Origin of the sequence: Bacillus sp. FSL K6-2869, assembly GCF_040869405.1 — a bacterium.
Taxonomy (GTDB): domain Bacteria; phylum Bacillota; class Bacilli; order Bacillales; family Bacillaceae; genus Bacillus; species Bacillus altitudinis.
The window spans coordinates 2,749,588-2,771,453 of record NZ_CP152035.1; the positions used below are offsets into that span (position 1 = coordinate 2,749,588).

The following is a 21,866-nucleotide window of genomic DNA, read 5'->3' on the forward strand; positions in this document are numbered from 1 at the left end:
ACTGACGGAAGCGATTAATCTTCCATTGTCGAGAGATCGCCAGCAGGTAAATTCAGTTCCCACGCTTTTAGCACACGTCTCATAATTTTACCGCTGCGTGTTTTTGGCAGTTTGTCTTTAAACTCAATTTCTCTCGGTGCTGCATGTGCAGCGAGTCCTTTTTTCACAAACGTACGAATCTCTTCTTTCAGCTCATCTGTCGGTTCGTATCCGCTTCTAAGCGCTATAAATGCTTTAATAATTTCACCGCGCACAGGATCTGGTTTTCCGATGACACCAGCCTCTGCAATGGCCGGATGTTCCACCAGTTTACTTTCTACCTCAAATGGACCGACCCGCTCTCCTGACGTCATAATGACATCGTCGACACGTCCCTGGAACCAGAAGTATCCATCTTCATCCATATAAGCTGAATCTCCTGAAACATACCAATCTCCCGGCATAAAGTAAGATTCATATTTTTCAGGATTGTTCCAGATCGTATGCATCATAGACGGCCAGCCCTTTTTGATGGCAAGGTTCCCCATCCGGTATGGCGGAAGTTCATTTCCGGCATTATCTACAATCGCAGCTTCAACGCCTGGAATTGGTTTCCCCATCGAACCTGGTTTGATATCCATGCATGGATAGTTACAAATCAGTTGTGCACCTGTTTCTGTCATCCACCAAGTGTCATGAATTCGTTTACCAAATACAGCGTCTCCCCAGCGGATTACTTCTGGATTAAGTGGCTCTCCTACACTTAACACATGACGGAGTGAGCTGAGATCATATTTTTGAATGAGATCGTCTCCTGCTCCCATCAGCATTCTGAAGGCTGTCGGTGCACTGTACCAAACGGTCACACCAAGCGATTCAATGGTTTCGTACCACGTATCAGGATTGAACCTGCCGCCTAAAATGACATTCGTCGCTCCATTCAGCCACGGAGAAAAAATACCGTACACCGTCCCTGTTACCCAGCCTGGATCAGCTGTACACCAGTAGACATCTTCTTCTTTCAAATCAAGTACCCATTTACCCGTCTGGCCTTGCTGCACCATTGCGCCATGAACATGGAGCACACCTTTTGGCGTACCAGTGGACCCTGACGTGTAATGAAGCAGGTATCCATCTTTTTCATCCATCCACTCGATTTCAAGTTCCTTCGCTGCCTGTTCAAATGCTTCTTCAAAGTGAATCGTCCGCACATCACCTGCATCCTCTTTTTCACCGCCGACAATGATGACGGATTCAAGCTTTGGAAGTTCTGCAAACGGAATCCGCTCAAGCAGATCAGGCGTTGTCACAATCACTTTTGCCTCACTATTTTCTAAACGATCTTTGACGGCACCTTCCATAAATGCCTCAAATAAAGGACCGACGATCGCACCAATTTTGACAGCACCAAGCAGTAGAAAATAGAGCTCAGGTGATCTTGGCATAAAGATAAACACGCGATCCCCTTTTTGCACATGTGCCTGTTCTCTTAATAGATTTCCTGCTTTGTTTGTCTTGATTTTCATATCCCTGAACGTATACTTTTCATCCCGCTCTGAATCTTTGTAGTGAAGCGCCACCTTGTTTTTACGAAACGAGTCCGCATGTCTGTCAATCGCTTCATAAGCTGCATTTACTTTTCCTGTTTCATACCAAGAGAAATTTTTTCTCGCTTCCTCCCATGAAAATTCTTTGTATGCTTGCTCATAATCATTTAAATGATAGTCCCCTTTTACTGATGGTAGCGTTTCCACTTTCATCAAACAGTCCCCCTTTGCATACGTTTACAATGACCATTATAGTATAGATGACTTTTTTTCTCAATTTTTAAAAAACTTCTGATGAAACCGTTTTAATTATTGTCAGATTTAAGATAAAATAGAGACGACTCACTAGAATTTGAGGCGGTGGATACGTGGAGCATCCTAAAACTTATTATTCAAAAACAATTACGAGAGAAACAGGCACCATCCTGATTGAAGGCCCGGTACCTGCATCAGAGCTTGCGAACTATACGTTTCATGAAGGACTAACGGCATTTCGCACACCCGAGGAACAGAAACAAGCACTTGTTGAAATAGCAGATCTTCCTGAAGGACGTATTATCATTGCTAGGGTGGATGAGCTTGTCGTAGGCTATGTCACGTATTTGTACCCTGATCCGCTTGAACGCTGGTCAGAAGGCAACATGGACAATTTAATTGAGCTCGGTGCCATTGAAGTCGCTCCTCCATTCAGAGGCTGCTCACTTGGCAAGCATTTACTGGATGTGAGCATGATGGATGAGCAAATGGAGAATTACATTATCATTACAACTGAATATTACTGGCATTGGGATTTAAAGGGGACAAAGAAAAACGTGTGGGAGTACCGCAAAATGATGGAGAAAATGATGAACGCAGGCGGTCTTGTCTGGTTTGCAACAGACGAGCCAGAGATTAGCTCACATCCAGCCAATTGTTTAATGGCACGGATCGGAAAAAATGTGAGTCCTGATTCGATCGAGCGTTTCGATCGTCTTCGCTTCCATCAGCGCTTTATGTATTAACGTTCAATTCGTTTTTTTGGCAAAGGGGATTGGTAAACATGATGATTGAACAAATTATGGAGCGTGATGTGATCACGCTGCGCAAAACCGATACGATTGAAGAGGCCATTCAAAAAATGAGTGCACATCACATTCGGCATATTCCCATCGTATCTGAGCAGGGATCTGTCATTGGGATGGTGACAGATCGGGATATTAAAAATGCCAGTCCAAGTATTTTTGAAACAGAGAAAAGGCAGCTTTTTATTCAGCGGCCGGTTGAAGACATCATGGTGCTAGAGACGATTACCGCTCATCCGCTTGATTTCGTTGAGGAGATTTCAAGTGTCTTTTTTGAACACGGAATTGGCTGTCTTCCCGTTGTGAGACGCGGCAAGCTTGTAGGGATCATCACAAAAACAGATTTACTTCGTACGTTTGTAAGACTAACAGGTGCAGATCAGCCTGGATCACATTTAGAGGTTGAAGTAGCGCAAGTGACAGAGGGTCTTGCAGACATTACGGCCATTTTAAAAGAGCAGCATATTCAAATGCTGAGTGTACTCGTGTACCCACATGCCAATGAAGCCTCTAAAGTGCTCGTCTTCCGCCTTCAAACGATGCATGCAGATCATGTGATGAAGCTGATTCGTGCAAAAGGTTATAAAGTGCTCTGGCCTATGGAGCAGACGATCAAATGAAGGAAGCGACCTTTGTTTTTTCACCATCTTTTCAAACGTACCAGTTTCACCAAGATCATCCCTTCAATCAGCTTCGCGTCTACTTAACTTATGATCTTCTTCAAAAAATGAAGGCATTAACGGATGATGAGATTGTCGCACCTCGTATGGCGACGCTGGAGGAATTAAAGCTCGTCCATACAACAGACTACATTCAAGCAGTACAGCGGGCAAGTGAAGGAAAACTGTCCACCGCAGAGGGGGAACGTTATGGTCTTGGCACTGAGGATACCCCGATGTTTGCAGGGATGCATGAGGCAGCTTCTCTCCTAGTTGGCGGGACATTAACAGCGGTTGATCAAGTGATGCTTGGACATTCGCAGCATGCGCTCAATCTTGGCGGCGGGCTTCACCATGGATTTAAAGGGCGTGCTTCTGGCTTTTGTATTTATAATGACAGCTCTGTGGCCATTCAGTATATTCAAAAGACATATGGCGCTAGAATTTTATATATTGATACAGATGCTCATCATGGCGATGGTGTACAGTTTAGCTTCTATGATGATCCAGAGGTATGTACTGTTTCCATTCATGAAACAGGGCGCTATTTGTTCCCTGGAACTGGACAAGTACAGGAAAGGGGTCATGATAAAGGCTATGGCTATGCATATAATATCCCGCTTGACGCATTTACAGAAGACGAATCATTTTTAGAAGCCTATCGAACAGCAGTGACAGAGATTGCTGCTTTTTTTAAACCAGATGTCATTTTGACGCAAAATGGAGCAGATGCCCACTATTATGACCCTTTGACGCATTTATCTGCTACCATGAAAATATATGAGGAAATTCCTAGAATTGCCCATGAGCTGGCGCATCAATATTGTGATGGAAAATGGATCGCTGTGGGCGGAGGCGGCTATGATATTTGGCGTGTCGTCCCAAGAGCATGGAGCCGCATTTGGCTTGAGATGAAAGGCATTACACCACCAGATGCACTTCCTCAGGAATGGATTCGGGCATGGGAAAAACAATCGCCTGTTCCGCTTCCATCCACATGGCTAGATCCTGACGATTTATATCCACCGATTCCAAGAAGAGCAGAAATTACAGAAAAAAATGCACAAACGGTAGAAAAAGCACTCATGCCTGTGCGACGAGAAAAGAAAAAGGCATAAAAAAAAGCAGGCGTCCACTGATCAAGTGAGCCTGCTTTCTTTTTTATTTCGTCGATTGTCTTTCTTCGATTCTATGTGGCAATTCAACAATTTGATCTTCTACTTGTTCTTTGTTCATGAGCTTTGTCAAAAGTCTCATCGCAACAGCGCCAATATCGTAAGTCGGCTGAACAACTGTTGTCAATTGAGGGCGCACCATGAGGGATAGTCTTGTGTTATCAAAACCAATCACTTCTAAATCTTCAGGAATTGATACGCCTCTGTCCTGCGCTCCATGAATGACACCTAGCGCCATTTCGTCAGTAGCTGCAATCACAGCCGTCGGCTTGTCAGATTGATCAAGCAGATTAGCGAGCGCTTCAATACCAGAGTCATATGAGTAGTCTCCTTCAGCAACAAGCGCTTCGTCAAACGCGATACCAGCTTCTTCAAGCGCACGCTTATAACCAGCAAGCTTTCTCATAGAGTTAATTGGTTCTGACATTGGTCCAGATACAAACGCAATTCGTTTATGTCCTTTTTCAACTAATAGCTGAACTGAATCATAAATGGCTTGTTCATAGTTAATGTTGACTGATGGTGTTTGTGCCTGCTCTTCAACAGATGCAGCAAGTACAATGGGTACAGGAGAGCGCTTAAATTCTTCCACATGCACATCTGTAATGTTTCCGCCCATAAAAACGATTCCATCTACTTGTTTGCCAAGCATTGTGTTTAACAAATGCAGTTCTTTATCAGTATTTTGGTCTGAGTTGCTCAAAATAATGTTGTACTTGTACATCGTCGCAATATCTTCAATTCCTCGTGCAAGCTCTGAATAGAAGATACTTGAAATATCAGGGATGATGACCCCAACTGTTGTGGTCTTTTTACTTGCAAGGCCTCGTGCGACTGCGTTCGGACGGTAGCCGAGACGATCAATTGCTTCAAGCACCTTTTTTCTTGTTGTTGGTTTTACGTTTGGATTACCATTAACAACGCGTGATACCGTTGCCATACTTACGTTTGCTTCTCTTGCTACATCATATATTGTAACATTATTCACATAAATCACTCCTTCAAATACACTTCATATCTATAGCATTCACCAATTGGGTAGAGACATGTCAGATACGAGGAAAATAATATCCTATTTGTCATTAAAACGATGAAAAGAGACACATAATTTTTCAATCTACATCAAAATGACATTCTTTTATGAAATTATACACGTTTTTTCTTCATATGAAAACGTTCCCTTTCTTTTTATAACTAAATTAAACAAACTTTAATGAGCTTGTTACCTGTAAATTGAATCATATTTCACCAAAAATCGTCGTGAACGTCAGCTATGACAATGATCTTAGCAGATTCTATCGAATTTTAAAAATGAAAACATTGTGAACAAGCGTATTTTTAGCTTGCAATGTGCTCTTTTCCTTTAATTTCCAATCTTAATCGTATTTTTTCATGAAAAAACCGCCGGGCTGTCATCCGGCGGCTTTTCTATTTATGATTACGCATGAATGTTGACAAGTGGTCTTAACGCATCTAACCATTTTTCGAATTGTGGAATGTCCATTTGCTGCGCTGAATCAGATAGAGCAACAGATGGATCTGGATGCACTTCTGCCATCACACCGTCTGCTCCAATCGCAAGAGCTGCTTTAGCTGTTGGAAGAAGTAGATCTCTGCGTCCTGTTGAGTGTGTCACGTCAACAAAGACTGGTAAATGTGTCTCTTGTTTCAAGATTGGCACAGCCGAGATATCTAGTGTATTTCTTGTGGCTGTTTCGTATGTGCGGATGCCTCGCTCGCAAAGGATGATTTGGTCATTTCCTTGTGCGATGATGTATTCAGCTGCATTGATGAATTCTGAAATTGTTGCTGCTAAACCGCGTTTTAAAAGAACTGGTTTGTTCACTGATCCAGCTTCTTTTAAAAGCTCGAAGTTCTGCATGTTACGTGCTCCAATTTGGATGACATCGATATGCTCAATCGCTTCTTCAATATGAGCAGGATTCACGATTTCACTAATAACTGCAAGACCGTATTCATCTGCTACACGTTTTAGAATTTTTAAACCGTCTACGCCAAGTCCTTGGAAGTCGTATGGACTTGTGCGAGGCTTAAATGCGCCACCACGAAGAAGTTTTAGTCCCTGCTGTTTCGCTGCTGCCGCTACTTCTGCAACTTGCTCGTAGCTTTCAACGGCACATGGCCCAACGATGAAACGTTGTTTTCCGTCACCGATCGCTTCTCCATTGATATTTACAATTGTATTTTCAGGTTTTTTCTTACGAGAAACAAGAAGTGCTTTGCTGTGGTCATCTTCTTGAAGCTCTAAACCTGCTTTGAAAATTTCTTTGAAAATATGTTGAATCGTTGAATTTTCAAATGGGCCATCATTTTCTTCAAGAATTTGATTAAGCATTGTGCGCTCTCTGACAGGGTCATAACGGTTGACACCTTGCGCTTCTTTAGCCTTTCCAATTTCTTTTACAATGTTTCCTCTTTCATTGATCAGTTTTAAGATTTGAAGATTTAGTTCATCTGCTTGCTGTCTCAATTGTTCCAATTCATTGTTGCTCATTTTTGTCATCCTTTCCTCTGCCCGCTCTCGCTTTTTATTTTTGATCTCTTATAATAGGGTTTATTATAAACAAAGATTTGGGAATTGTCACGAAAAAATTCTTTATTACCCAAACGCTTTTAAGCGATAAAGTATTATGTGTAAGATTATAGCATACTTTTGATACAAGTAAACCTTTTTTATAAAAAAAACGTCAGCAATCGCTGACGTTTTTCTACATGTTATGTTCAAGCGCTTCTTTTGTAATGCTTGAGTGAGAAGCATGCCACTTTACTTTGCCACCGCTAAAGATGAGTGCCTGCGGGCTTTCGTGCTTGATCCCTGACTTTTCAGTCACATAGGATGAAAGCTCTCTTGTGTTTTGAATTTGCAAGAAATAAGCAGGGACATCCTCATGTTCTGACGCAAACGCTTCAAACTCTTGAAAAGCAGCTTGGCTGATTGGACATGTCAAACTGTGCTTAAAAAAGACAAAGGTTCCGTCTTGATTCGTTAGTTGATCAAACTGTTCTTCTGTTTCTATGAGTTGTTTAGACATGATGTGCTCCTTCCACACTTAAACAGTGAGTTAGCCTTTCGTAGATTGTTCTACTTTTTCTTTGACATCTTTGATGCCGTCTTCAATGTCTGCTTTTGCTTCTTGTGCTCTTACTTTTGCTTCATCTGCTACATCTGAAGCTTCATTTGCAATATTTGCTGCAGCATCTTCTGCTTCGCTTTTTACTTGTTTAGCTTTTCCAGCTGTACGATCTTTTATGTCTTTTACTTTGTCTAAAATCTGGTTTGACTGCTCTGCTACGAGCTGAGACAATTCAGATGTTTTGTCTTTCGCAATCGTCACATATTCAGTGCCTTTTTCCTTTGCATCTGTTGTGAGACGATCTGTTTTTTCTTTTAGGGCATTCGCTTGGGTGTTCAAATCATCGCGAAGCTCTTTCCCTGACTTTGGTGCTAAAAATAATGCCGTTGTTGCACCGATAATGCCACCGATAAGTGTTCCGATCAAAAAGTCTTTGCTATTGATTCCGTCTTTGCTCATGATTATTCCTCCTATGCGAAAATGGTTGTTTATTGTTGTTTACGCTGTTTCCATTTTTTATAGATTTCAAGTGCTGCGTTACTCCAGCTTACCACATCCGTGACTTTCTCTTGATTTCGTTCAACGGATGAAGAAACCGCACCAGCTGCCTGCTTTATGCTTGTATTAAATTGGTTGATCGAGCCACCAATTCCCTGCACCGCATCCACAACTGTGTTAAGTTTTGCCGATTTGTCTTGAATATCTTCAGCAAGCTGATTGGTCTTATGTAGCAACTGTGCTGTCTCTGTGGTGATGCCTTGCATCTGTCCTTCAAGACCTTCTAAAGTTGATGCGACATTCTTTAATGTCAGCTGTAAGGATTTCAATGTTTTGGACAAGTAGATGACAAGAATGAGGAAAGCGATTGCGATGAGTGCAACGCTTAAATAGAGAATAATAATCATCTGATACCTCCTTTGCTGCGGGCATATTCAATTCAATACCCTCTCGTTGTATCATTCAAACATCGCCTAGAATGACCGATTGAATAATAATTCTACACTTATTCGCCAATTCCTGTCCACAGCGAACGAAAAAAAGCGGCACATCTTGTCACATTTAGCCCCTTTGTCACATTTTATTCAAAATAAAAAAGCGCCGATTGAATCGGCACTTTTTGACAGGCAATTATACTGCGACTTTCTCATAAGCACGAAGATACTTTTGAATATCTCCTGCTCCCATAAAGACCAAGATCGCATTTTCATGTGCTTTCAGCACAGATGTCTCTTCTTCTTCAATCAATTGGGCTTGCGGAATTTTTTCCCGCAAATCTTCAATGCTTAGTTTCCCAATGTTTTCACGAGCTGAGCCGAAAATATCACAGAGGTATACATAGTCTGCTTTTTTCAGACTGTCCGCAAATTCACTTAAAAATTGCTGTGTACGAGTGAAAGTGTGCGGCTGGAAGACTGCTACAATATCACGGTCTGGATACTTCTGGCGGGCTGCTTCGATCGTGACTTCAATTTCAGTCGGATGGTGCGCATAGTCGTCAATTAAGACTTGTTCACCGACTACTTTTTCATTAAAGCGTCGTTTCACACCGCCAAATGTCGTTAAAGCACCTTTGATGAGCTCTACATCAATGGCCTCATAGTGGCATAATGCAATAACCGCTAATGAGTTAAGGACATTGTGGTTTCCGTAAGCAGGAATGTAGAAGGTATCATAAAACGTATTACGTACAAATACATCAAATGTGGTGCCTTCTGTGTTTTTCACAACATTTCGTGCTTGGAAATCATTTTCTTCATTGAATCCGTAGTACACAACAGGTACTTTTGCTTGGATCTTGAGCAGATGCTCGTCATCACCGCAAGCGATGATGGCTTTTTTCACTTGAAGTGCCATGTTTTGAAACGCATCAAACACGTCATCAATATCCGTGAAATAATCAGGGTGATCAAAATCAATATTGGTCATGATCGCATAGTCTGGATGGTAGCTGAGGAAATGTCTGCGGTATTCGCACGCTTCAAATACAAAATACTCGCTGTTTTCTTTCCCCATTCCAGATCCATCACCGATTAAGTAGGAAGTTGGTTTTGCCGCTTGCATCACATGTGCAAGCAGACCTGTTGTCGATGTTTTACCATGAGCACCCGTAATTGCAACGTTTGTGAATGAATCCATGTATTCTCCAAGAAATTTATGATAACGAATGACAGGAATCCCTTCAGAAAGAGCACGCTCAATCTCAGGGTGTGTATCTGGGAATGCATTTCCTGCAATCACCGTCATCCCTGGCTGAATATTATCTGGGTCAAATGGAAGAATTTTAATATTTCGTTCTTCTAATGCTTTCTGTGTAAAGATATGTTTTTCGATATCCGATCCTTGGACAGTATACCCAGTATCATGAAGAATTTGGGCCAGTGGACTCATACCTGTCCCTTTTATTCCAACAAAATGATAAACAGTCATAATTGTACCTCCAACAAACGTCTATCTGACTTACAGTATATGACGCTCATTTCAATTTGCAACTTGTGATTTTTGTCTCTAGCTGATCACAAATCGCAGCTCCAAATAAAGATTTTTTTCCGATCTTCCTATTCTAATCAATATTAACTATGATTAGTATCCGACAACTTTCCCATTTCTAACACCTGCTTTCGCTCATTTTCGTTAAAAAGCGTTCAGACAGGCATGCGAAAAGCGTCCAATTCAAAAATTGCACCTATGTGCTATCATACCATGTTTATCAAAAAAATGAAGTGGTTTGTTTAGATCAATTGTTCTAAATCACTCAGTGTCATGAGGACCTCTCTTGGCTTACTGCCTTTTGCCCCAGAGATCATCCCTTCACGTTCCATCATATCAATCAATCTCGCTGCTCGATTGTAGCCAATTCTAAATCTTCTTTGCAAACTGGATGTACTTGCACTATTTTGCTCGATGGCGAATCGGCATGCGTCCATAAACAATTCATCTTCGTCTGTAATGGCAGAGCCTTGGAGCATCAATTCTTCCTGTTCAAAAAGGAACACAGGTTTGCGCTGTTTTCTCACATGCGCTACCACTTCATCAATCTCTCGATCTGATACAAAGTTCCCTTGCAGCCTTGTCGGTTTGCCAGAGCCATTTTCTAAGAACAGCATGTCTCCTTTTCCGAGAAGCTTTTCAGCACCTGCCATATCAATAATGGTTCTTGAATCCACTTGGCTTGAAACAGAGAAAGCAATTCTTGTTGGGATGTTTGCTTTAATGAGGCCTGTAATGACATCAACAGAAGGTCTTTGCGTCGCAATGAGTAAGTGAATCCCGCATGCTCTTGCTTTTTGGGCAATTCGGCAAATGCTTTCTTCGACTTCATTTGGTGCGACCATCATTAAATCAGCCAACTCATCAATGACAACGACGAGATATGGTAGTTTTTCACCCATTTGTTTTTCTTTCACCAGTTCGTTAAATCGTTTGATTTCTCTCACACCAGAGTGTGCAAACAGTTCGTAGCGTCTTTCCATTTCATCTACTACCCATTTCAGGGCAGCTGTTGCTGTCTTGGCATCAGTAATAACTGGGCTCACAAGATGCGGAATGTGATTATACGGCGCCAGTTCGACCATTTTAGGGTCGATTAACAGCATTTTCACTTCATCAGGTGAAGCTTTAAACATCAGGCTTACGAGAATGGTATTAATACAGACACTTTTCCCTGAACCTGTTGCTCCGGCAATTAAGCCGTGCGGCATTTTTTGCAAATCAACCACAACGGGCTGACCGGAAATATCCAATCCGAGCGCTGCCGTTAATGGAGATGGGTTGTCTCTAAAGGCACTGCTTCTGATCATTTCTCTCAAGAAAACCATTTTACTGTGAAGGTTCGGCACTTCGATTCCAATCGTGTTCTTCCCAGGAATCGGCGCTTCGATGCGAATATCTTTTGCAGACAAACTGAGTTTGATATCATCTGACAGGTTTGTAATTTTGTTCACTTTCACGCCTGGTTCAGGATGCACTTCAAATCTTGTAACAGAAGGACCTTGTGTCACATGAACAACACTTGCTCTGACATTGAAATTTTTCAGTGTGGCATTGAGCAGTTCTGCCCGTTCTTTCACCCATGTTCCGTCCTCTTCTTTTTGTGCTGGCGGAACATCTAGAAGGGCTAAACTCGGAAATACATATCCTTGTGCATCTGCCGTTTTCTTCTGTCCTTGCACGCGCTGATCACTTTTTAACATCATGACGTTAAAAGGAACGGTGGAGGTTTGACCGCTTGAGCGCTTTGGCTGTGGAGAAGACGGTTTTGGTTCTTCACGTTTTATTTCAGGCGTTTCTTCAGGTGTTTCCTCAAGTTCTTCTGCCATATCCCCGGCGATCTCTGCTTGTCCAGAGTCAGCAAATTCATCTGATGCTTCTTCAACTGGCATGACTTCATCATCTGTTAATTTTTCTTCCGGCAGAGAATCATCATCTTGCGAATCTTGTATGATCACCGGTTCTTCTTGTTCAAATGCTGCCGCTGACACGTCTGTTTGACTTTCTTCTATCCATGCAGCCTCTGTTGTTTCCCCCATAGCCTCTACTTCATTCTCTTCCAGCACCGCAGTTTCTTCTACCGGGCTTTCTATCTCCATGTCGAGTGCTGGTGATGCGCTTAAAGCTGTTTCAAATGTAAAGCTCTCTTTTTTCTCAGTATCATCTTCAAGCGGAATCATCGGCTCTTCTTGTTCAACGGTGACTGCCTGTTCTTGCTCCATCTCTAGAGGCTCGTTAGATGCTTCAGCTTGCTCCATATGTAAGGATGCTTCTCGATCGTCTTTGGTCTGTGACAATGCTTGATCTTGATCCTCTGTCTCACTGAAAGGCTCGTCATATAAACGTTCCATCGTTGATTGAACGTGATCTTGATAAGCGAGTTCCTCTTGCAAAGTAAGCGGCGTCGTGACAGATTGCTTCTCTACTTGTTCTGCTCTTTGGGCTGACATCATGTCTTCCATACGTTGTTCTTTTCGTATAGACGGGATGTTCATTTGCTGTCTTACATTCCGTTCACGCTCTGCTTCTTCTGATAACAGTGTGACACGCTGTGACGTTTCTTCTGCCGATTTCATTTTGACAGAAGATGTGTCTTCTTTGGCTGCTGCATGTTTTGGACGCATATCCTGGTGGTAGCCATAGATAGGTGAAGGGATTTGCTCTGGTTTAAAAGGCTTTTTATTGAGATCAGGCTGCACTGTTTGTTTTGGCTGATAGGTCGTCTGCTTTGCCTTTGGCTGACTTGGCCGCGTGCGCCTTCTTTCTTGTTGCTTTGCTGCCTCACGTGCAGGTTCATCTGGAACGAGAGGAAAGCGGAAATTGCCTTTTGGATATTCATAATACACTTTCGTATCTTCAACTTTTTTATATTCTTTATGCTGTTCAACAGCTGGCTGCTTTGGTGCAATCGGACCTGTTTCAGGCCTCTCAGCTTTTTCTTCTTTTTTTTCTTCTCCTAAAAATACACTAAAAAATTTATCTAACCAACTCATCATTTATCACTCACTTTAACTCCCCTTACGTTTTCTTGGGCGATTTTTAGTATACCATTGCTTTTTCATGCAGAAAAGCTAGAAAAGTGCTACGCTTTGCTGTTCATGCTGTCTGTAGATGAAAAAAAGTCACTAAGTACGTACTTAGTGACTTTTGGTATAACACATTCTTCGCTCATTTGTACCCGTTTATGGGAGGTTACGCTTCAAATGGTTCGCCAGCTTGGCGGCTTCCTTCTAGAACAAGGATTCCTTTTTCAGCAGGCGCATTCGGAAGATCTAATTCTTTTGCAGAACAAATCATTCCGCTTGAAGGAACACCTCTTAGTTCAGCATCTTTGATCACCAAACCGCTCGGCATCACAGCACCGACCTTTGCAACCACAACATATTGACCTTGATCAACGTTTGGTGCACCGCACACGATTTGTAAGGTTTCATCGCCAACATCTACTTGGCAAATGTTCAGTTTATCTGCATTTGGATGTTTTTCTTTTTCCTTCACATAACCGACCACAAACTTAGGTGATAGATCAACTGTTAATGTTTCACTGACACCGTTGCGGTTTAAAATTTCATTGATATCTTGAACAAGCGTTTCAGAAAGCGGTACAGATCCGTTTTCTTCAATTTTCATGTAAGTAGATGCATTGAAAATATTAAAACCTGTTGTTTCTTTTGTGTCTTGATTGAAGATTCTTACGACATCTCCAAACGTTTCATGACCTACTTCTTCTCTTGTTACATCTTTCAATGAAATAAGGAGTGTGTCGCCGACACCTTCTGCATTATAAAAAACGTTCATTCTTCAAAATTCCCTTCTACTGCTGTTTTGGTCTGCTTTTTGCAAGAATAAAGATCGGTTCAAGCTTGCCTTCGTCATATAAAAATGACAAGGCCGTAATCGGAACCGTGCCGCTGGCGAAGAAGCTCATCGACATTTGCCCTAAAATATCATAGCCTGATTCATTGCGTACATCTGCAATGATGAACACATCTTGATGGGGAACGGAAATGGCCATTTGCCCCTCTACTTTTTGCGCGTATTCTTGTAAAATCGATTCATTTAAAATTCTGCTTGCATCGTACCCGTCATTTGCACGGAAGAAATAAAAACGGTTGCCCGCCACTTCATCCATTTTCACGACAGTCTTTAGTGAACGGACGTTAAAACTTGCAGTTTCTCTGATTCGTTCTTTTGTCCAGTTTTCCTTTTGCAGCATCTTCTCGTCAATTAATCTGTAGGTGCTTCCAAGGTCAAGTGCATAGTAGATTCTTGTCTCTGCTGTATGCTCATCAAAAACGAGCGGAATCTCATCACTTGATGTTTCTGGAAAGGACGTTGAACGAATGACCGGATAAATGTGCTTTTCTTTACCTGAGATGTGCTGCGCTTCACCTTTCATTGCGCTGAGCGCCTCTTTCACATAATAAACGATCTCATCTAGTGTTTCATCAGGCTTTACTTCCCACTTTGCAATAATCGGCGGGAGCTCAAGCGTGATGCCCTTTCCTGTATGTTTATCTTCCACACGAAGCGTATCTTTTTCCCTGTCAAACTGGTGGGTCCAGCTGTCGTTCGTCAGACGGCTTTTCAATTGATTGGCAAGCTGTCTTGATGTCATTTTCGCCATGATAAGACTCTCCTTTCGTTATTTAGAAAGAGAATCTGTTAAAAATGCTTCAATCTCTTCCTTTGTCTTACGATCTTTGCTGACAAAACGGTTGATCTCTTGTCCGTTTTTAAAGACTAAAAAGCTTGGAATTCCGTAAATTTCCCACTCTGCACAAGTGTCGATGAACTGATCTCTATCCACATAGAAGTATTCAAATTCTGGATAGTTTGCTTCAAGCTCTGGCAAAAACGGCTCAATAAATGTGCAGTCCGGGCACCAGTCAGCTGAAAATAGTAATACGGTTAAGTCTTCTTGAATCACTTTTTGTAATTCTTCGTTTGATTCAATTTTTTTCATGTTTGATTCCTCCAGTTTGTATACTTAAATCTCCGAATTGTATATAGCCTTTCTTTCTCATCCATTCTGATACTACCAAACTAATCACTGCCGGGCCAACGATATGCAAGAGAGCAATTGCAAGGAAAACGGAAGGATGAAATCCCATGACTGTGAGTGTCATGAGCTGGCCGACAAGACCACTCGTTCCCATACCCGCTCCTGCCGCATTATTGACCATCCCAAAGCCAATGATACCAATTGGCGCAAGAATCAGTCCTGCAATCGTCGGCGGAATGAGAATGAGCGGATTTTTCACAATGTTCGGCAGCTGTAGTTTTGATGTTCCAATGCCTACCGCAGCAAGACCGCCAAAACGATTTTCCCTAAATCCTGCAGCAGCAAAGCCGACCATCTGCGCACAGCAGCCAATTGTTGCCGCGCCAGCAGCAAGACCGCTTAAATCAAGCATCAGCGCAAGCGCAGCGCTTGAAATCGGTGAGCTAAGAGCAAGTCCAACAATGGTTGCAACCAGCATGCCCATGATGAGTGGACTTTGGTCAGTCCCCCATACGATCAGCCTGCCGAGCCCTGTCATCACCGCCTGAATCCCAGGGCCAATAAAAGCAGCGGTGAGAAAACCTGTGATAATGGTCACAAGCGGCGTTAAAATAATATCAATTCTTGTCTCACCACTGATCAGTTTGCCTAATTCCACACCAATGAGAGCAGCCACGAAGCTTCCAGCAGGTCCCCCAAGCTCTGCTCCAGCGGCACCTGAAACAACACTTGCGAAAATAATTAATGGAGATGCGTTTAAGCGATAAGCAACCGCTACGCCAATTGCTGGTCCCATCAGCCCCATTGCGAGCGTTCCCATTTCCACGATGAGAGGAAATGATAACAGGCCGCCTGCTGTTTTTAAAATCAGCCCTACCACTAATGTAGCAAATAGACCTAAAGCCATATAAGAGAGTGCATCAATAAAATACACCTTTGGCGAAAGGGAAATACCCTTTCTTTTTAAATAAGTCATCAACGTCGTCTTCCTGCTTTCTCATAGGAAAGACGAAGAGGCCTGTCCTTCCCATTATATGTAGTCTTCTTACGATGAAAAATAGTCTCTACCATGAATATCATAATCATATTTTTTTTGCTTTATCAAGCACTTCTTGTGTAACATGAAAAGAAACAGGGCAAACCTTTACTAAGTTTGTGCACAAGGAGGAGATTGTTATGCAATTAACGGTTTATTTAGCTGGAGAAATTCATAGCCAGTGGCGCGATGAAATTAAGGAAAAAAGCCAGTCTTTGAAACTACCAGTGACGTTTGTTGGTCCAATGGAGAATCATGACCGATCAGATAACATCGGAGAAGATATTTTAGGCGGGCAGCCAAATGCCATCTTAAAAGACGATGCGGCTTCTGATTTGAACAATTTCCGCACCGAACTATTATTAAATAAGGCAGACGTTGTCATCGCCCGCTTTGGTGAGAAATATAAACAGTGGAACACGGCAATGGATGCTTCTTCTGCCATCGCCAAAGGAAAACCCCTTATTTTGATTCGTCCTAAAGAATTACATCATCCACTAAAGGAACTATCAAACAAAGCAAATATCACTGTCGAAACAGTGAATCAAGCAATTAAGGCGTTGTCATACGTGTTTGAACAAGAATAAGAAAAAGGGCTAAAATGAACTTGATTTTAGCCCTTTTTCTTCTTTTCAGCGTGATAGAAAACCTTTGCAGCCCTAGGAAGGTCGAGTACCGGCGCGGAGCGAATTTGATATTCGTGAGCACCCGCACGCAGGACTGACAAAGAATGCGAGGATTTGTCTACACGCTGAAGGCTGTGCTCTTAAAAGAGGCAGCCTTTTTCTTATCGTTTACACTTGTTGATAAATCGAATCCACCGTGCTTTGATCACAATTTTTCACAAGACGAACAATTAATTCTTTTGCCGCTGCATAATCATCCACATGCAAGACAGAGTGACTTGTATGAATGTAACGCGCACATACACCAATAACAGCAGACGGTACACCTTGATTTGAGATATGGACACGTCCAGCATCCGTACCTCCTGGCGATACGAAATATTGATATGGAATATTGTTTGTTTCGGCTGTATCGAGGACAAATTCTCTCATGCCTCGGTGCGTAATCATCGTGCGATCATAAATACGAAGAAGTGCACCTTTTCCAAGCTGGCCAAATTGTGATTTGTCTCCCGTCACATCATTTGCAGGACTCGCATCTAGAGCAAAGAACAGATCCGGCTGAATCATATTCGCAGCTACCTCAGCCCCTCTGAGCCCTACTTCCTCTTGTACGGTTGCACCTGAATATAGCTGACATGAAAGAGCTTCGTCTTTTAATTCTTTCAATAATTCAATGGCAAGTCCGCACCCATAGCGGTTATCCCAAGCTTTGGCTAAAATCTTTTTCGGATTGGCCATTGGGGTAAAGACCGTTGCAGGAACGATTTGCTGCCCTGGGCGAACACCAAGCTCTTTCGCTTCTTCTTCACTGTCTGCACCAATATCAATCAGCATATCTGACGGTTTTACTGGTTTGCTTTTTTGTTCTGGTGTCAGAAGGTGAGGAGGTGTGCTCGATACAACTCCCGGAATTGGTCCGTGATCCGTATGAACATCCACGCGCTGCGCAAGCATCACTTGACTCCACCAGCCGCCAAGTGTTTGAAAACGAATCATTCCATTTTTCGTAATGGATGACACCATAAAGCCGACTTCATCCATATGACCAGCCACCATAATCTTCGGCGCGTTCTCTGGGCCTTTGCGGACACCAAACACTCCGCCAAGACGATCCTGTATGAGTTCATCGGAATATTTCTCAAGTTCCTTTTTCATAAAAGCACGCACATGGTGCTCATTACCCGGAGTTCCCTGTAATTCTGTTAAATTTCGGAAAAGCGACATTGTTTCTTCGTTCATTTGACAGTTACCCTCATTTCTATGTAATGACCATATAAATTCCTATAAAAATAACACTCACTTTATACTATAAGAATTCTTTCGGTTTTCCAAGTATCTCTCCAGAAATTTTGAATATGCTTTCAAGTATTCGGATTTCTTAACATCGCTGGACAAGTTTTGTATAATGGAAAAAACAGCAATACGGAGGTGCAGCACGTTGAAGTTAAAACATGTTCTGATTGGTGCGAGTATTGGCGTAGCCGCTGCAATTGTTGCAAAGAAAGTCTTTTTCCCGACGTATATCTCGTCTGAAAAAGCGTTAAAAATTGTGAAATCCGCTTTTAAACAGCGCGGCCCGATTGACGGCTCTTGGATTTATACTGTACCAGAACCGTATACCGTAAACGGTGAAACAATTGATGTGTACAAATCTGGCATTACACGCTCCGCCTTTGGCGAGCTGGAACAGTATGAAGTCATGATTGATGCAAAAACAGGCATGATCGTTGATGTCATTGATTCTGTTGCTTAATAAGAAAGCTTCGCAAAGACAAGTCCTTGCGAAGCTTTTTTTAGATGGCTTTGATTTTTTTGTATACAGGGTGCCACATGGCGTCTTGCACAGCCTGAATGAGATCATCAGGGGTTTCTTCTGCAATTCCTTCGTCAATCGCTGCTTGTGCCACACGGACAGCCACGGTCGCTGAAACCGTTCGGAGCTGATCAACACTTGGGAGCATCGCAGCACCCGGTTTTCCGACATTAACCATGCTCGCAATCGCTTCAGCACTCGCAACAAACATGCTGTTTGTCATGAGGCGTGCTTTACACACAATCGTTCCAAGACCAAGCCCTGGAAACACAAGAGCATTATTTGCCTGCCCAATTTCATATGTCACACCGCCATATTCAACAGGATCAAACGGGCTTCCCGTTGTGACAAGCGCACGTCCTTCTGTCCATTCAATGAGATCTTCCGGCTTCGCCTCTGAAAGAGGGGTCGGGTTTGACATCGGTAAAATCGCTGGCCGCTCTACATGTGACGCCATTTCTTTCACTATTTCCTCTGTAAATGCCCCACCTACAGTTGAGGTACCAATTAAGATCGTAGGTTTCGCCTGCTTCACGACCTCTAACAAATCAATTGAATGTTTTGGACCATTACGTGCATAATCCTTCACTTCATCAGAACGTCTTGCATACGGCTTTTGGAATGGCTGAATGTCGGGTGAATCATCTGTGAGCAATCCCGTTTTATCAATACACCAGAAATGATCATATGATTCCTCTTCTTTGACACCATCTCGCACGATGGCATCACGAATTTGCTCGGCTATACCAATCCCTGCTGTACCTGCTCCAAAGATCACGATTCGGTGATCTTTCAGCGGAACCTTCGATGCTTTTGCACAAGCCAGAACGGCAGCAAGTGAAACGGCTCCAGTTCCTTGAATATCATCATTAAATGTACAAATACGGTCCTTATATTTTTCCAAAATGGCGCGCGCATTTTTTGTACCGAAGTCTTCCCAGTGAAGAAGTGCATTTGGAAAAGTCGCACGGGCAAGCTCAACATATTGATCAATAAACTGATCATAGCGCTCTCCTCGAACGCGGGAGTGCTGATTTCCCACATAAAGCGGATCATTTAAAAGGCTTTCCTGGTTGGTTCCAGCATCAAGCACCACTGCCAGTACACGGCTAGGATCAATACCTGCTGCGGCTGTATAAACAGCCAGTTTTCCGACTGAAATGGCGATTCCACCAACACCCCAGTCACCGATGCCTAAAATTCCTTCTGCATCTGTTGCGACAATGAGATCAATTGATTCATCCACTCCGTAAGATGCAAAAATTTCTTCCATTCCTTCTAGATCATCAATGGATAAATAAATTCCTCTTGGCTTTCTATACTCGTGGCTGTAACGCTGAATCGCTGTTCCTACGGTCGGTGTGTAAACAATCGGCAGCATTTCTGCCAAATGCTCATTTAATAATTTATAAAAGAGCACTTCATTTCTGTCATGAAGCGCAGTTAAATAGACATTTTTCCCAAGTGCGTCTGGCTGTGCTTTGAACTGTTCATATGCACGCTTTGCTTGATCTTCTAGTGTTAACACCTTCGGCGGCAGAAATCCCTTTAACCCAAGCTCTTCCCGCTCTTCCTTTGTAAATGCGACCCCTTTGTTTAAATAAGGGACAGACATGACTTCCATCCCTCTTAACGGTGTCTCGATGACATCACCATGTACACGATAAAATTGATTCACCTGCACTCTTCCTTTCACAAGTTCATTTTGTCGTTATTTTGTGTGAAAGGCGAAAAAACATACAGATGATCTTTTATCTTCCGGTTTCTCTTTTGACCTCATGGGTCATTGCCCCGTCTTCATCCCACTTTACAGCACGGTAGATGGCATCATGATAAAACAAGTACCATGCATTGTTTTCTTCGGCAAATGCCTGCCATTTTTGTTTCGCTGGGATCGAGGTCATTGGATAATCATCGTATGCCAAGACCCATAGCGGGTTTTTATGAGCGTGTGTCGGCATGATATCCGCTAAATGAATAGCTGTTTCTCCCTGACTTGTGAGCGTTAAGATGCTATGTCCATCGCTATGTCCACCTGTATGATGCAGGCGAATGCCTTCTGTTACTTCGATGCTATCTTCAAATGTCATGACTTGATCGGCAACAGGCTCCCAGTTTTCTTTCCAATATGTATTTCTTGAGCGGATGTTCGGCGCTCTCATTTCGTCCCATTCAATTTTGGACGTGATGATTTTTGCCTGCTGAAAAACAGACACAAGCTTATCGCCTTCACGTTTTGTCAGCCCGCTTGCATGATCAAAATGCAAATGAGTCATTAAGACGTAATCTATATCAGATGGGCGCAAACCGAGAGCCGCAAGTGATTCCTCTATTTTCGTTTCCTCTGTGACGCCATAATTGCGTTTTTGTTTCTCTGTCAGCTTCCCTGACCCGATGCCGGAATCTACTAACAGATGAAGACCGTTCCACCGTATGAGCATTGGATCACACCGTAATTCAATTTGATTTCGATCATTCACAGGGTATTTTTTTGACCATAATGGCTTTGGCACCACGCCAAACATGGCACCGCCATCCATGTGTGTATCTCCCCCATTTAACCAGAACAGTTCCATTTCACCTATTTTCATTGTCTCCATTGCTGTCATCCCTCCTTTTTCTATCGTAGCAAATACAAAGGAAAATCGCATGTGCTAATCTTTTTATCAAAAAAGCTGACCGCAATCGTTCGTTGCAACCAGCTTTGTTCGCTTGTTATTCAGGGAATTTTACTTCTGATCGATAGATCGGTTGTCCCATGGAAGAGAATTTCTCTTCATATTCTGTCATGACATTTCCTTCGAGACCATCCTCATGTAAATCAAGGCTCACATATGTTAAAAGGAGTCCGTAAGACGAAAAGCTTTTCAAGGAATATTCAAATAGTCCGCGGTTATCGGTTTTGAAATGTAATTCACCGCCTGGACGGAGGATCTGTTCATATCGCTTTAAAAAGGCTTTAAACGTCAACCTACGTTTTTCATGCCTTGATTTTGGCCACGGATCAGAGAAGTTCAAATACACTCGGTCAATCTCATTTTCCGCAAAGACATCTGTCAGTGTCTCTGCGTTGATGTTTAGAAGCTTTACGTTTTCTACATCTGTTTCTTTGATTTTATCGACTGCCGTCACAATGACACTTTTAAATAATTCAATGCCGATATAGTTCATCTCAGGATGAAGCTTGCCCATTCCGGCAATAAAACTCCCTTTTCCTGTACCGACTTCGATATGGATTGGATGATCATTTCCAAACAGCTCATGCCATTTCCCTTTGTATTGTTCAGGGTTTGCTAAAGCAATATGAGCATTTTCAGCTAAGTAATCATCCGCCCATGGTTTATGTCGCATTCTCAATTTGATACACCTCTATTTTCTTT

21 protein-coding genes are annotated in these 21,866 nt (G+C 42.5%); 5 read left to right on the top strand and 16 right to left on the bottom strand.

Annotated elements, in window-relative coordinates:
• Positions 1 to 14: 14 nt before the first annotated feature.
• Positions 15 to 1,739: an acetate--CoA ligase gene (acsA, locus tag MHI58_RS14170; RefSeq protein ID WP_024718703.1), complete on the bottom strand. Its 1,725-nt coding sequence runs from the start codon at positions 1,737 to 1,739 to the stop codon at positions 15 to 17.
• A 155-nt stretch (positions 1,740 to 1,894) separates the two neighbouring features.
• On the opposite strand from acsA, the gene MHI58_RS14175 reads away from it, so the two are divergent.
• The 3 genes from MHI58_RS14175 to MHI58_RS14185 are packed head-to-tail and all read left to right on the top strand — an operon-like array spanning position 1,895 to position 4,364.
• A complete protein-coding gene (locus MHI58_RS14175; RefSeq protein WP_008343062.1) occupies positions 1,895 to 2,527 on the top strand; it encodes a GNAT family N-acetyltransferase in 633 nt (210 codons plus the stop codon).
• A gap of 38 nt (positions 2,528 to 2,565) precedes the next feature.
• Positions 2,566 to 3,207, top strand: coding sequence for a CBS and ACT domain-containing protein (locus MHI58_RS14180; protein ID WP_041092583.1), 642 nt, complete (start codon positions 2,566 to 2,568; stop codon positions 3,205 to 3,207).
• On the top strand, positions 3,204 to 4,364 hold the full coding sequence (locus MHI58_RS14185) for an acetoin utilization protein AcuC (RefSeq protein WP_045034170.1): 1,161 nt from the start codon (positions 3,204 to 3,206) through the stop codon (positions 4,362 to 4,364). Before MHI58_RS14180 ends, MHI58_RS14185 begins: the two co-directional genes overlap by 4 nt.
• Before the next feature lie 43 nt (positions 4,365 to 4,407).
• On the opposite strand, the gene ccpA is transcribed toward MHI58_RS14185, so the two are convergent.
• The 11 genes from ccpA to MHI58_RS14240 all read right to left on the bottom strand — a co-directional run bounded on the left by ccpA (position 4,408) and on the right by MHI58_RS14240 (position 15,984).
• Positions 4,408 to 5,409, bottom strand: coding sequence for a catabolite control protein A (gene ccpA, locus MHI58_RS14190; RefSeq protein WP_039168428.1), 1,002 nt, complete (start codon positions 5,407 to 5,409; stop codon positions 4,408 to 4,410).
• A gap of 450 nt (positions 5,410 to 5,859) precedes the next feature.
• Positions 5,860 to 6,936: a bifunctional 3-deoxy-7-phosphoheptulonate synthase/chorismate mutase gene (locus MHI58_RS14195; RefSeq protein ID WP_017358315.1), complete on the bottom strand. Its 1,077-nt coding sequence runs from the start codon at positions 6,934 to 6,936 to the stop codon at positions 5,860 to 5,862.
• Positions 6,937 to 7,150: 214 nt separating this feature from the next.
• A complete protein-coding gene (ytxJ, locus tag MHI58_RS14200; RefSeq protein ID WP_007501805.1) occupies positions 7,151 to 7,474 on the bottom strand; it encodes a bacillithiol system redox-active protein YtxJ in 324 nt (107 codons plus the stop codon).
• Positions 7,475 to 7,504: 30 nt separating this feature from the next.
• Complete coding sequence (locus MHI58_RS14205) at positions 7,505 to 7,975, bottom strand: YtxH domain-containing protein (protein WP_007501807.1); 471 nt, start codon at positions 7,973 to 7,975, stop codon at positions 7,505 to 7,507.
• A 29-nt stretch (positions 7,976 to 8,004) separates the two neighbouring features.
• Positions 8,005 to 8,421, bottom strand: coding sequence for a DUF948 domain-containing protein (locus MHI58_RS14210; RefSeq protein ID WP_017367864.1), 417 nt, complete (start codon positions 8,419 to 8,421; stop codon positions 8,005 to 8,007).
• 223 nt (positions 8,422 to 8,644) lie between these two features.
• The gene (gene murC / locus MHI58_RS14215) at positions 8,645 to 9,943 is read right to left on the bottom strand and encodes a UDP-N-acetylmuramate--L-alanine ligase (protein WP_008343047.1); all 1,299 of its coding nucleotides are present in this window, start codon (positions 9,941 to 9,943) and stop codon (positions 8,645 to 8,647) included.
• A 302-nt stretch (positions 9,944 to 10,245) separates the two neighbouring features.
• Complete coding sequence (locus tag MHI58_RS14220; RefSeq protein ID WP_052659622.1) at positions 10,246 to 12,999, bottom strand: DNA translocase FtsK; 2,754 nt, start codon at positions 12,997 to 12,999, stop codon at positions 10,246 to 10,248.
• Between the two features lie 196 nt (positions 13,000 to 13,195).
• Complete coding sequence (gene ytpR / locus MHI58_RS14225) at positions 13,196 to 13,801, bottom strand: YtpR family tRNA-binding protein (protein ID WP_007501813.1); 606 nt, start codon at positions 13,799 to 13,801, stop codon at positions 13,196 to 13,198.
• A gap of 16 nt (positions 13,802 to 13,817) precedes the next feature.
• Positions 13,818 to 14,630 (bottom strand): DUF1444 domain-containing protein, encoded by an 813-nt coding sequence (locus MHI58_RS14230; protein WP_008343044.1) that lies wholly within the window; start codon positions 14,628 to 14,630, stop codon positions 13,818 to 13,820.
• Positions 14,631 to 14,648: 18 nt separating this feature from the next.
• On the bottom strand, positions 14,649 to 14,969 hold the full coding sequence (locus MHI58_RS14235) for a thioredoxin family protein (RefSeq protein WP_003217665.1): 321 nt from the start codon (positions 14,967 to 14,969) through the stop codon (positions 14,649 to 14,651).
• Entirely contained in the window at positions 14,956 to 15,984 is a 1,029-nt protein-coding gene (locus tag MHI58_RS14240) for a PTS transporter subunit IIC (RefSeq protein WP_019743715.1), read from the bottom strand. The genes MHI58_RS14235 and MHI58_RS14240 overlap by 14 nt, the downstream gene beginning before the upstream one ends.
• Before the next feature lie 200 nt (positions 15,985 to 16,184).
• Between MHI58_RS14240 and MHI58_RS14245 the strand changes: the two genes are divergently transcribed.
• Positions 16,185 to 16,631 (top strand): YtoQ family protein, encoded by a 447-nt coding sequence (locus MHI58_RS14245; protein WP_007501817.1) that lies wholly within the window; start codon positions 16,185 to 16,187, stop codon positions 16,629 to 16,631.
• A 207-nt stretch (positions 16,632 to 16,838) separates the two neighbouring features.
• Here MHI58_RS14245 and MHI58_RS14250 read toward each other — a convergent pair whose 3' ends face one another.
• Entirely contained in the window at positions 16,839 to 17,912 is a 1,074-nt protein-coding gene (locus MHI58_RS14250) for a M42 family metallopeptidase (protein WP_017358321.1), read from the bottom strand.
• 199 nt (positions 17,913 to 18,111) lie between these two features.
• On the opposite strand from MHI58_RS14250, the gene MHI58_RS14255 reads away from it, so the two are divergent.
• The gene (locus MHI58_RS14255) at positions 18,112 to 18,426 is read left to right on the top strand and encodes a PepSY domain-containing protein (protein ID WP_003217759.1); all 315 of its coding nucleotides are present in this window, start codon (positions 18,112 to 18,114) and stop codon (positions 18,424 to 18,426) included.
• Between the two features lie 40 nt (positions 18,427 to 18,466).
• Here the strand turns inward: MHI58_RS14255 and MHI58_RS14260 are convergent, their stop codons facing one another.
• The 3 genes from MHI58_RS14260 to trmB all read right to left on the bottom strand — a co-directional run bounded on the left by MHI58_RS14260 (position 18,467) and on the right by trmB (position 21,843).
• Positions 18,467 to 20,164 carry an NAD-dependent malic enzyme gene (locus MHI58_RS14260; RefSeq protein ID WP_082055557.1) on the bottom strand — a complete coding sequence of 566 codons (1,698 nt, stop codon included), beginning with the start codon at positions 20,162 to 20,164 and terminating at the stop codon, positions 18,467 to 18,469.
• 73 nt (positions 20,165 to 20,237) lie between these two features.
• The gene (locus tag MHI58_RS14265; RefSeq protein WP_045034171.1) at positions 20,238 to 21,086 is read right to left on the bottom strand and encodes an MBL fold metallo-hydrolase; all 849 of its coding nucleotides are present in this window, start codon (positions 21,084 to 21,086) and stop codon (positions 20,238 to 20,240) included.
• A 115-nt stretch (positions 21,087 to 21,201) separates the two neighbouring features.
• Positions 21,202 to 21,843, bottom strand: a complete 642-nt coding sequence (gene trmB / locus MHI58_RS14270; protein ID WP_029575447.1) for a tRNA (guanosine(46)-N7)-methyltransferase TrmB — start codon at positions 21,841 to 21,843, stop codon at positions 21,202 to 21,204.
• Positions 21,844 to 21,866: the final 23 nt, after the last annotated feature.

What these genes read in the sequence shown, in the direction of transcription:
- MHI58_RS14250 (WP_017358321.1), bottom strand. Translation starts at nt 17,912, where the DNA reads ATGAACGAAGAAACAATGTCGCTTTTCCGAAATTTAACAGAATTACAG.
- MHI58_RS14240 (WP_019743715.1), bottom strand. Translation starts at nt 15,984, where the DNA reads ATGACTTATTTAAAAAGAAAGGGTATTTCCCTTTCGCCAAAGGTGTAT.
- MHI58_RS14245 (WP_007501817.1), top strand. Translation starts at nt 16,185, where the DNA reads ATGCAATTAACGGTTTATTTAGCTGGAGAAATTCATAGCCAGTGGCGC.
- MHI58_RS14205 (WP_007501807.1), bottom strand. Translation starts at nt 7,975, where the DNA reads ATGAGCAAAGACGGAATCAATAGCAAAGACTTTTTGATCGGAACACTT.
- MHI58_RS14265 (WP_045034171.1), bottom strand. Translation starts at nt 21,086, where the DNA reads ATGGAGACAATGAAAATAGGTGAAATGGAACTGTTCTGGTTAAATGGG.
- MHI58_RS14235 (WP_003217665.1), bottom strand. Translation starts at nt 14,969, where the DNA reads ATGAAAAAAATTGAATCAAACGAAGAATTACAAAAAGTGATTCAAGAA.
- murC (WP_008343047.1), bottom strand. Translation starts at nt 9,943, where the DNA reads ATGACTGTTTATCATTTTGTTGGAATAAAAGGGACAGGTATGAGTCCA.
- MHI58_RS14230 (WP_008343044.1), bottom strand. Translation starts at nt 14,630, where the DNA reads ATGGCGAAAATGACATCAAGACAGCTTGCCAATCAATTGAAAAGCCGT.
- ytpR (WP_007501813.1), bottom strand. Translation starts at nt 13,801, where the DNA reads ATGAACGTTTTTTATAATGCAGAAGGTGTCGGCGACACACTCCTTATT.
- MHI58_RS14210 (WP_017367864.1), bottom strand. Translation starts at nt 8,421, where the DNA reads ATGATTATTATTCTCTATTTAAGCGTTGCACTCATCGCAATCGCTTTC.
- MHI58_RS14180 (WP_041092583.1), top strand. Translation starts at nt 2,566, where the DNA reads ATGATGATTGAACAAATTATGGAGCGTGATGTGATCACGCTGCGCAAA.
- MHI58_RS14195 (WP_017358315.1), bottom strand. Translation starts at nt 6,936, where the DNA reads ATGAGCAACAATGAATTGGAACAATTGAGACAGCAAGCAGATGAACTA.
- MHI58_RS14185 (WP_045034170.1), top strand. Translation starts at nt 3,204, where the DNA reads ATGAAGGAAGCGACCTTTGTTTTTTCACCATCTTTTCAAACGTACCAG.
- ytxJ (WP_007501805.1), bottom strand. Translation starts at nt 7,474, where the DNA reads ATGTCTAAACAACTCATAGAAACAGAAGAACAGTTTGATCAACTAACG.
- acsA (WP_024718703.1), bottom strand. Translation starts at nt 1,739, where the DNA reads ATGAAAGTGGAAACGCTACCATCAGTAAAAGGGGACTATCATTTAAAT.
- MHI58_RS14220 (WP_052659622.1), bottom strand. Translation starts at nt 12,999, where the DNA reads ATGATGAGTTGGTTAGATAAATTTTTTAGTGTATTTTTAGGAGAAGAA.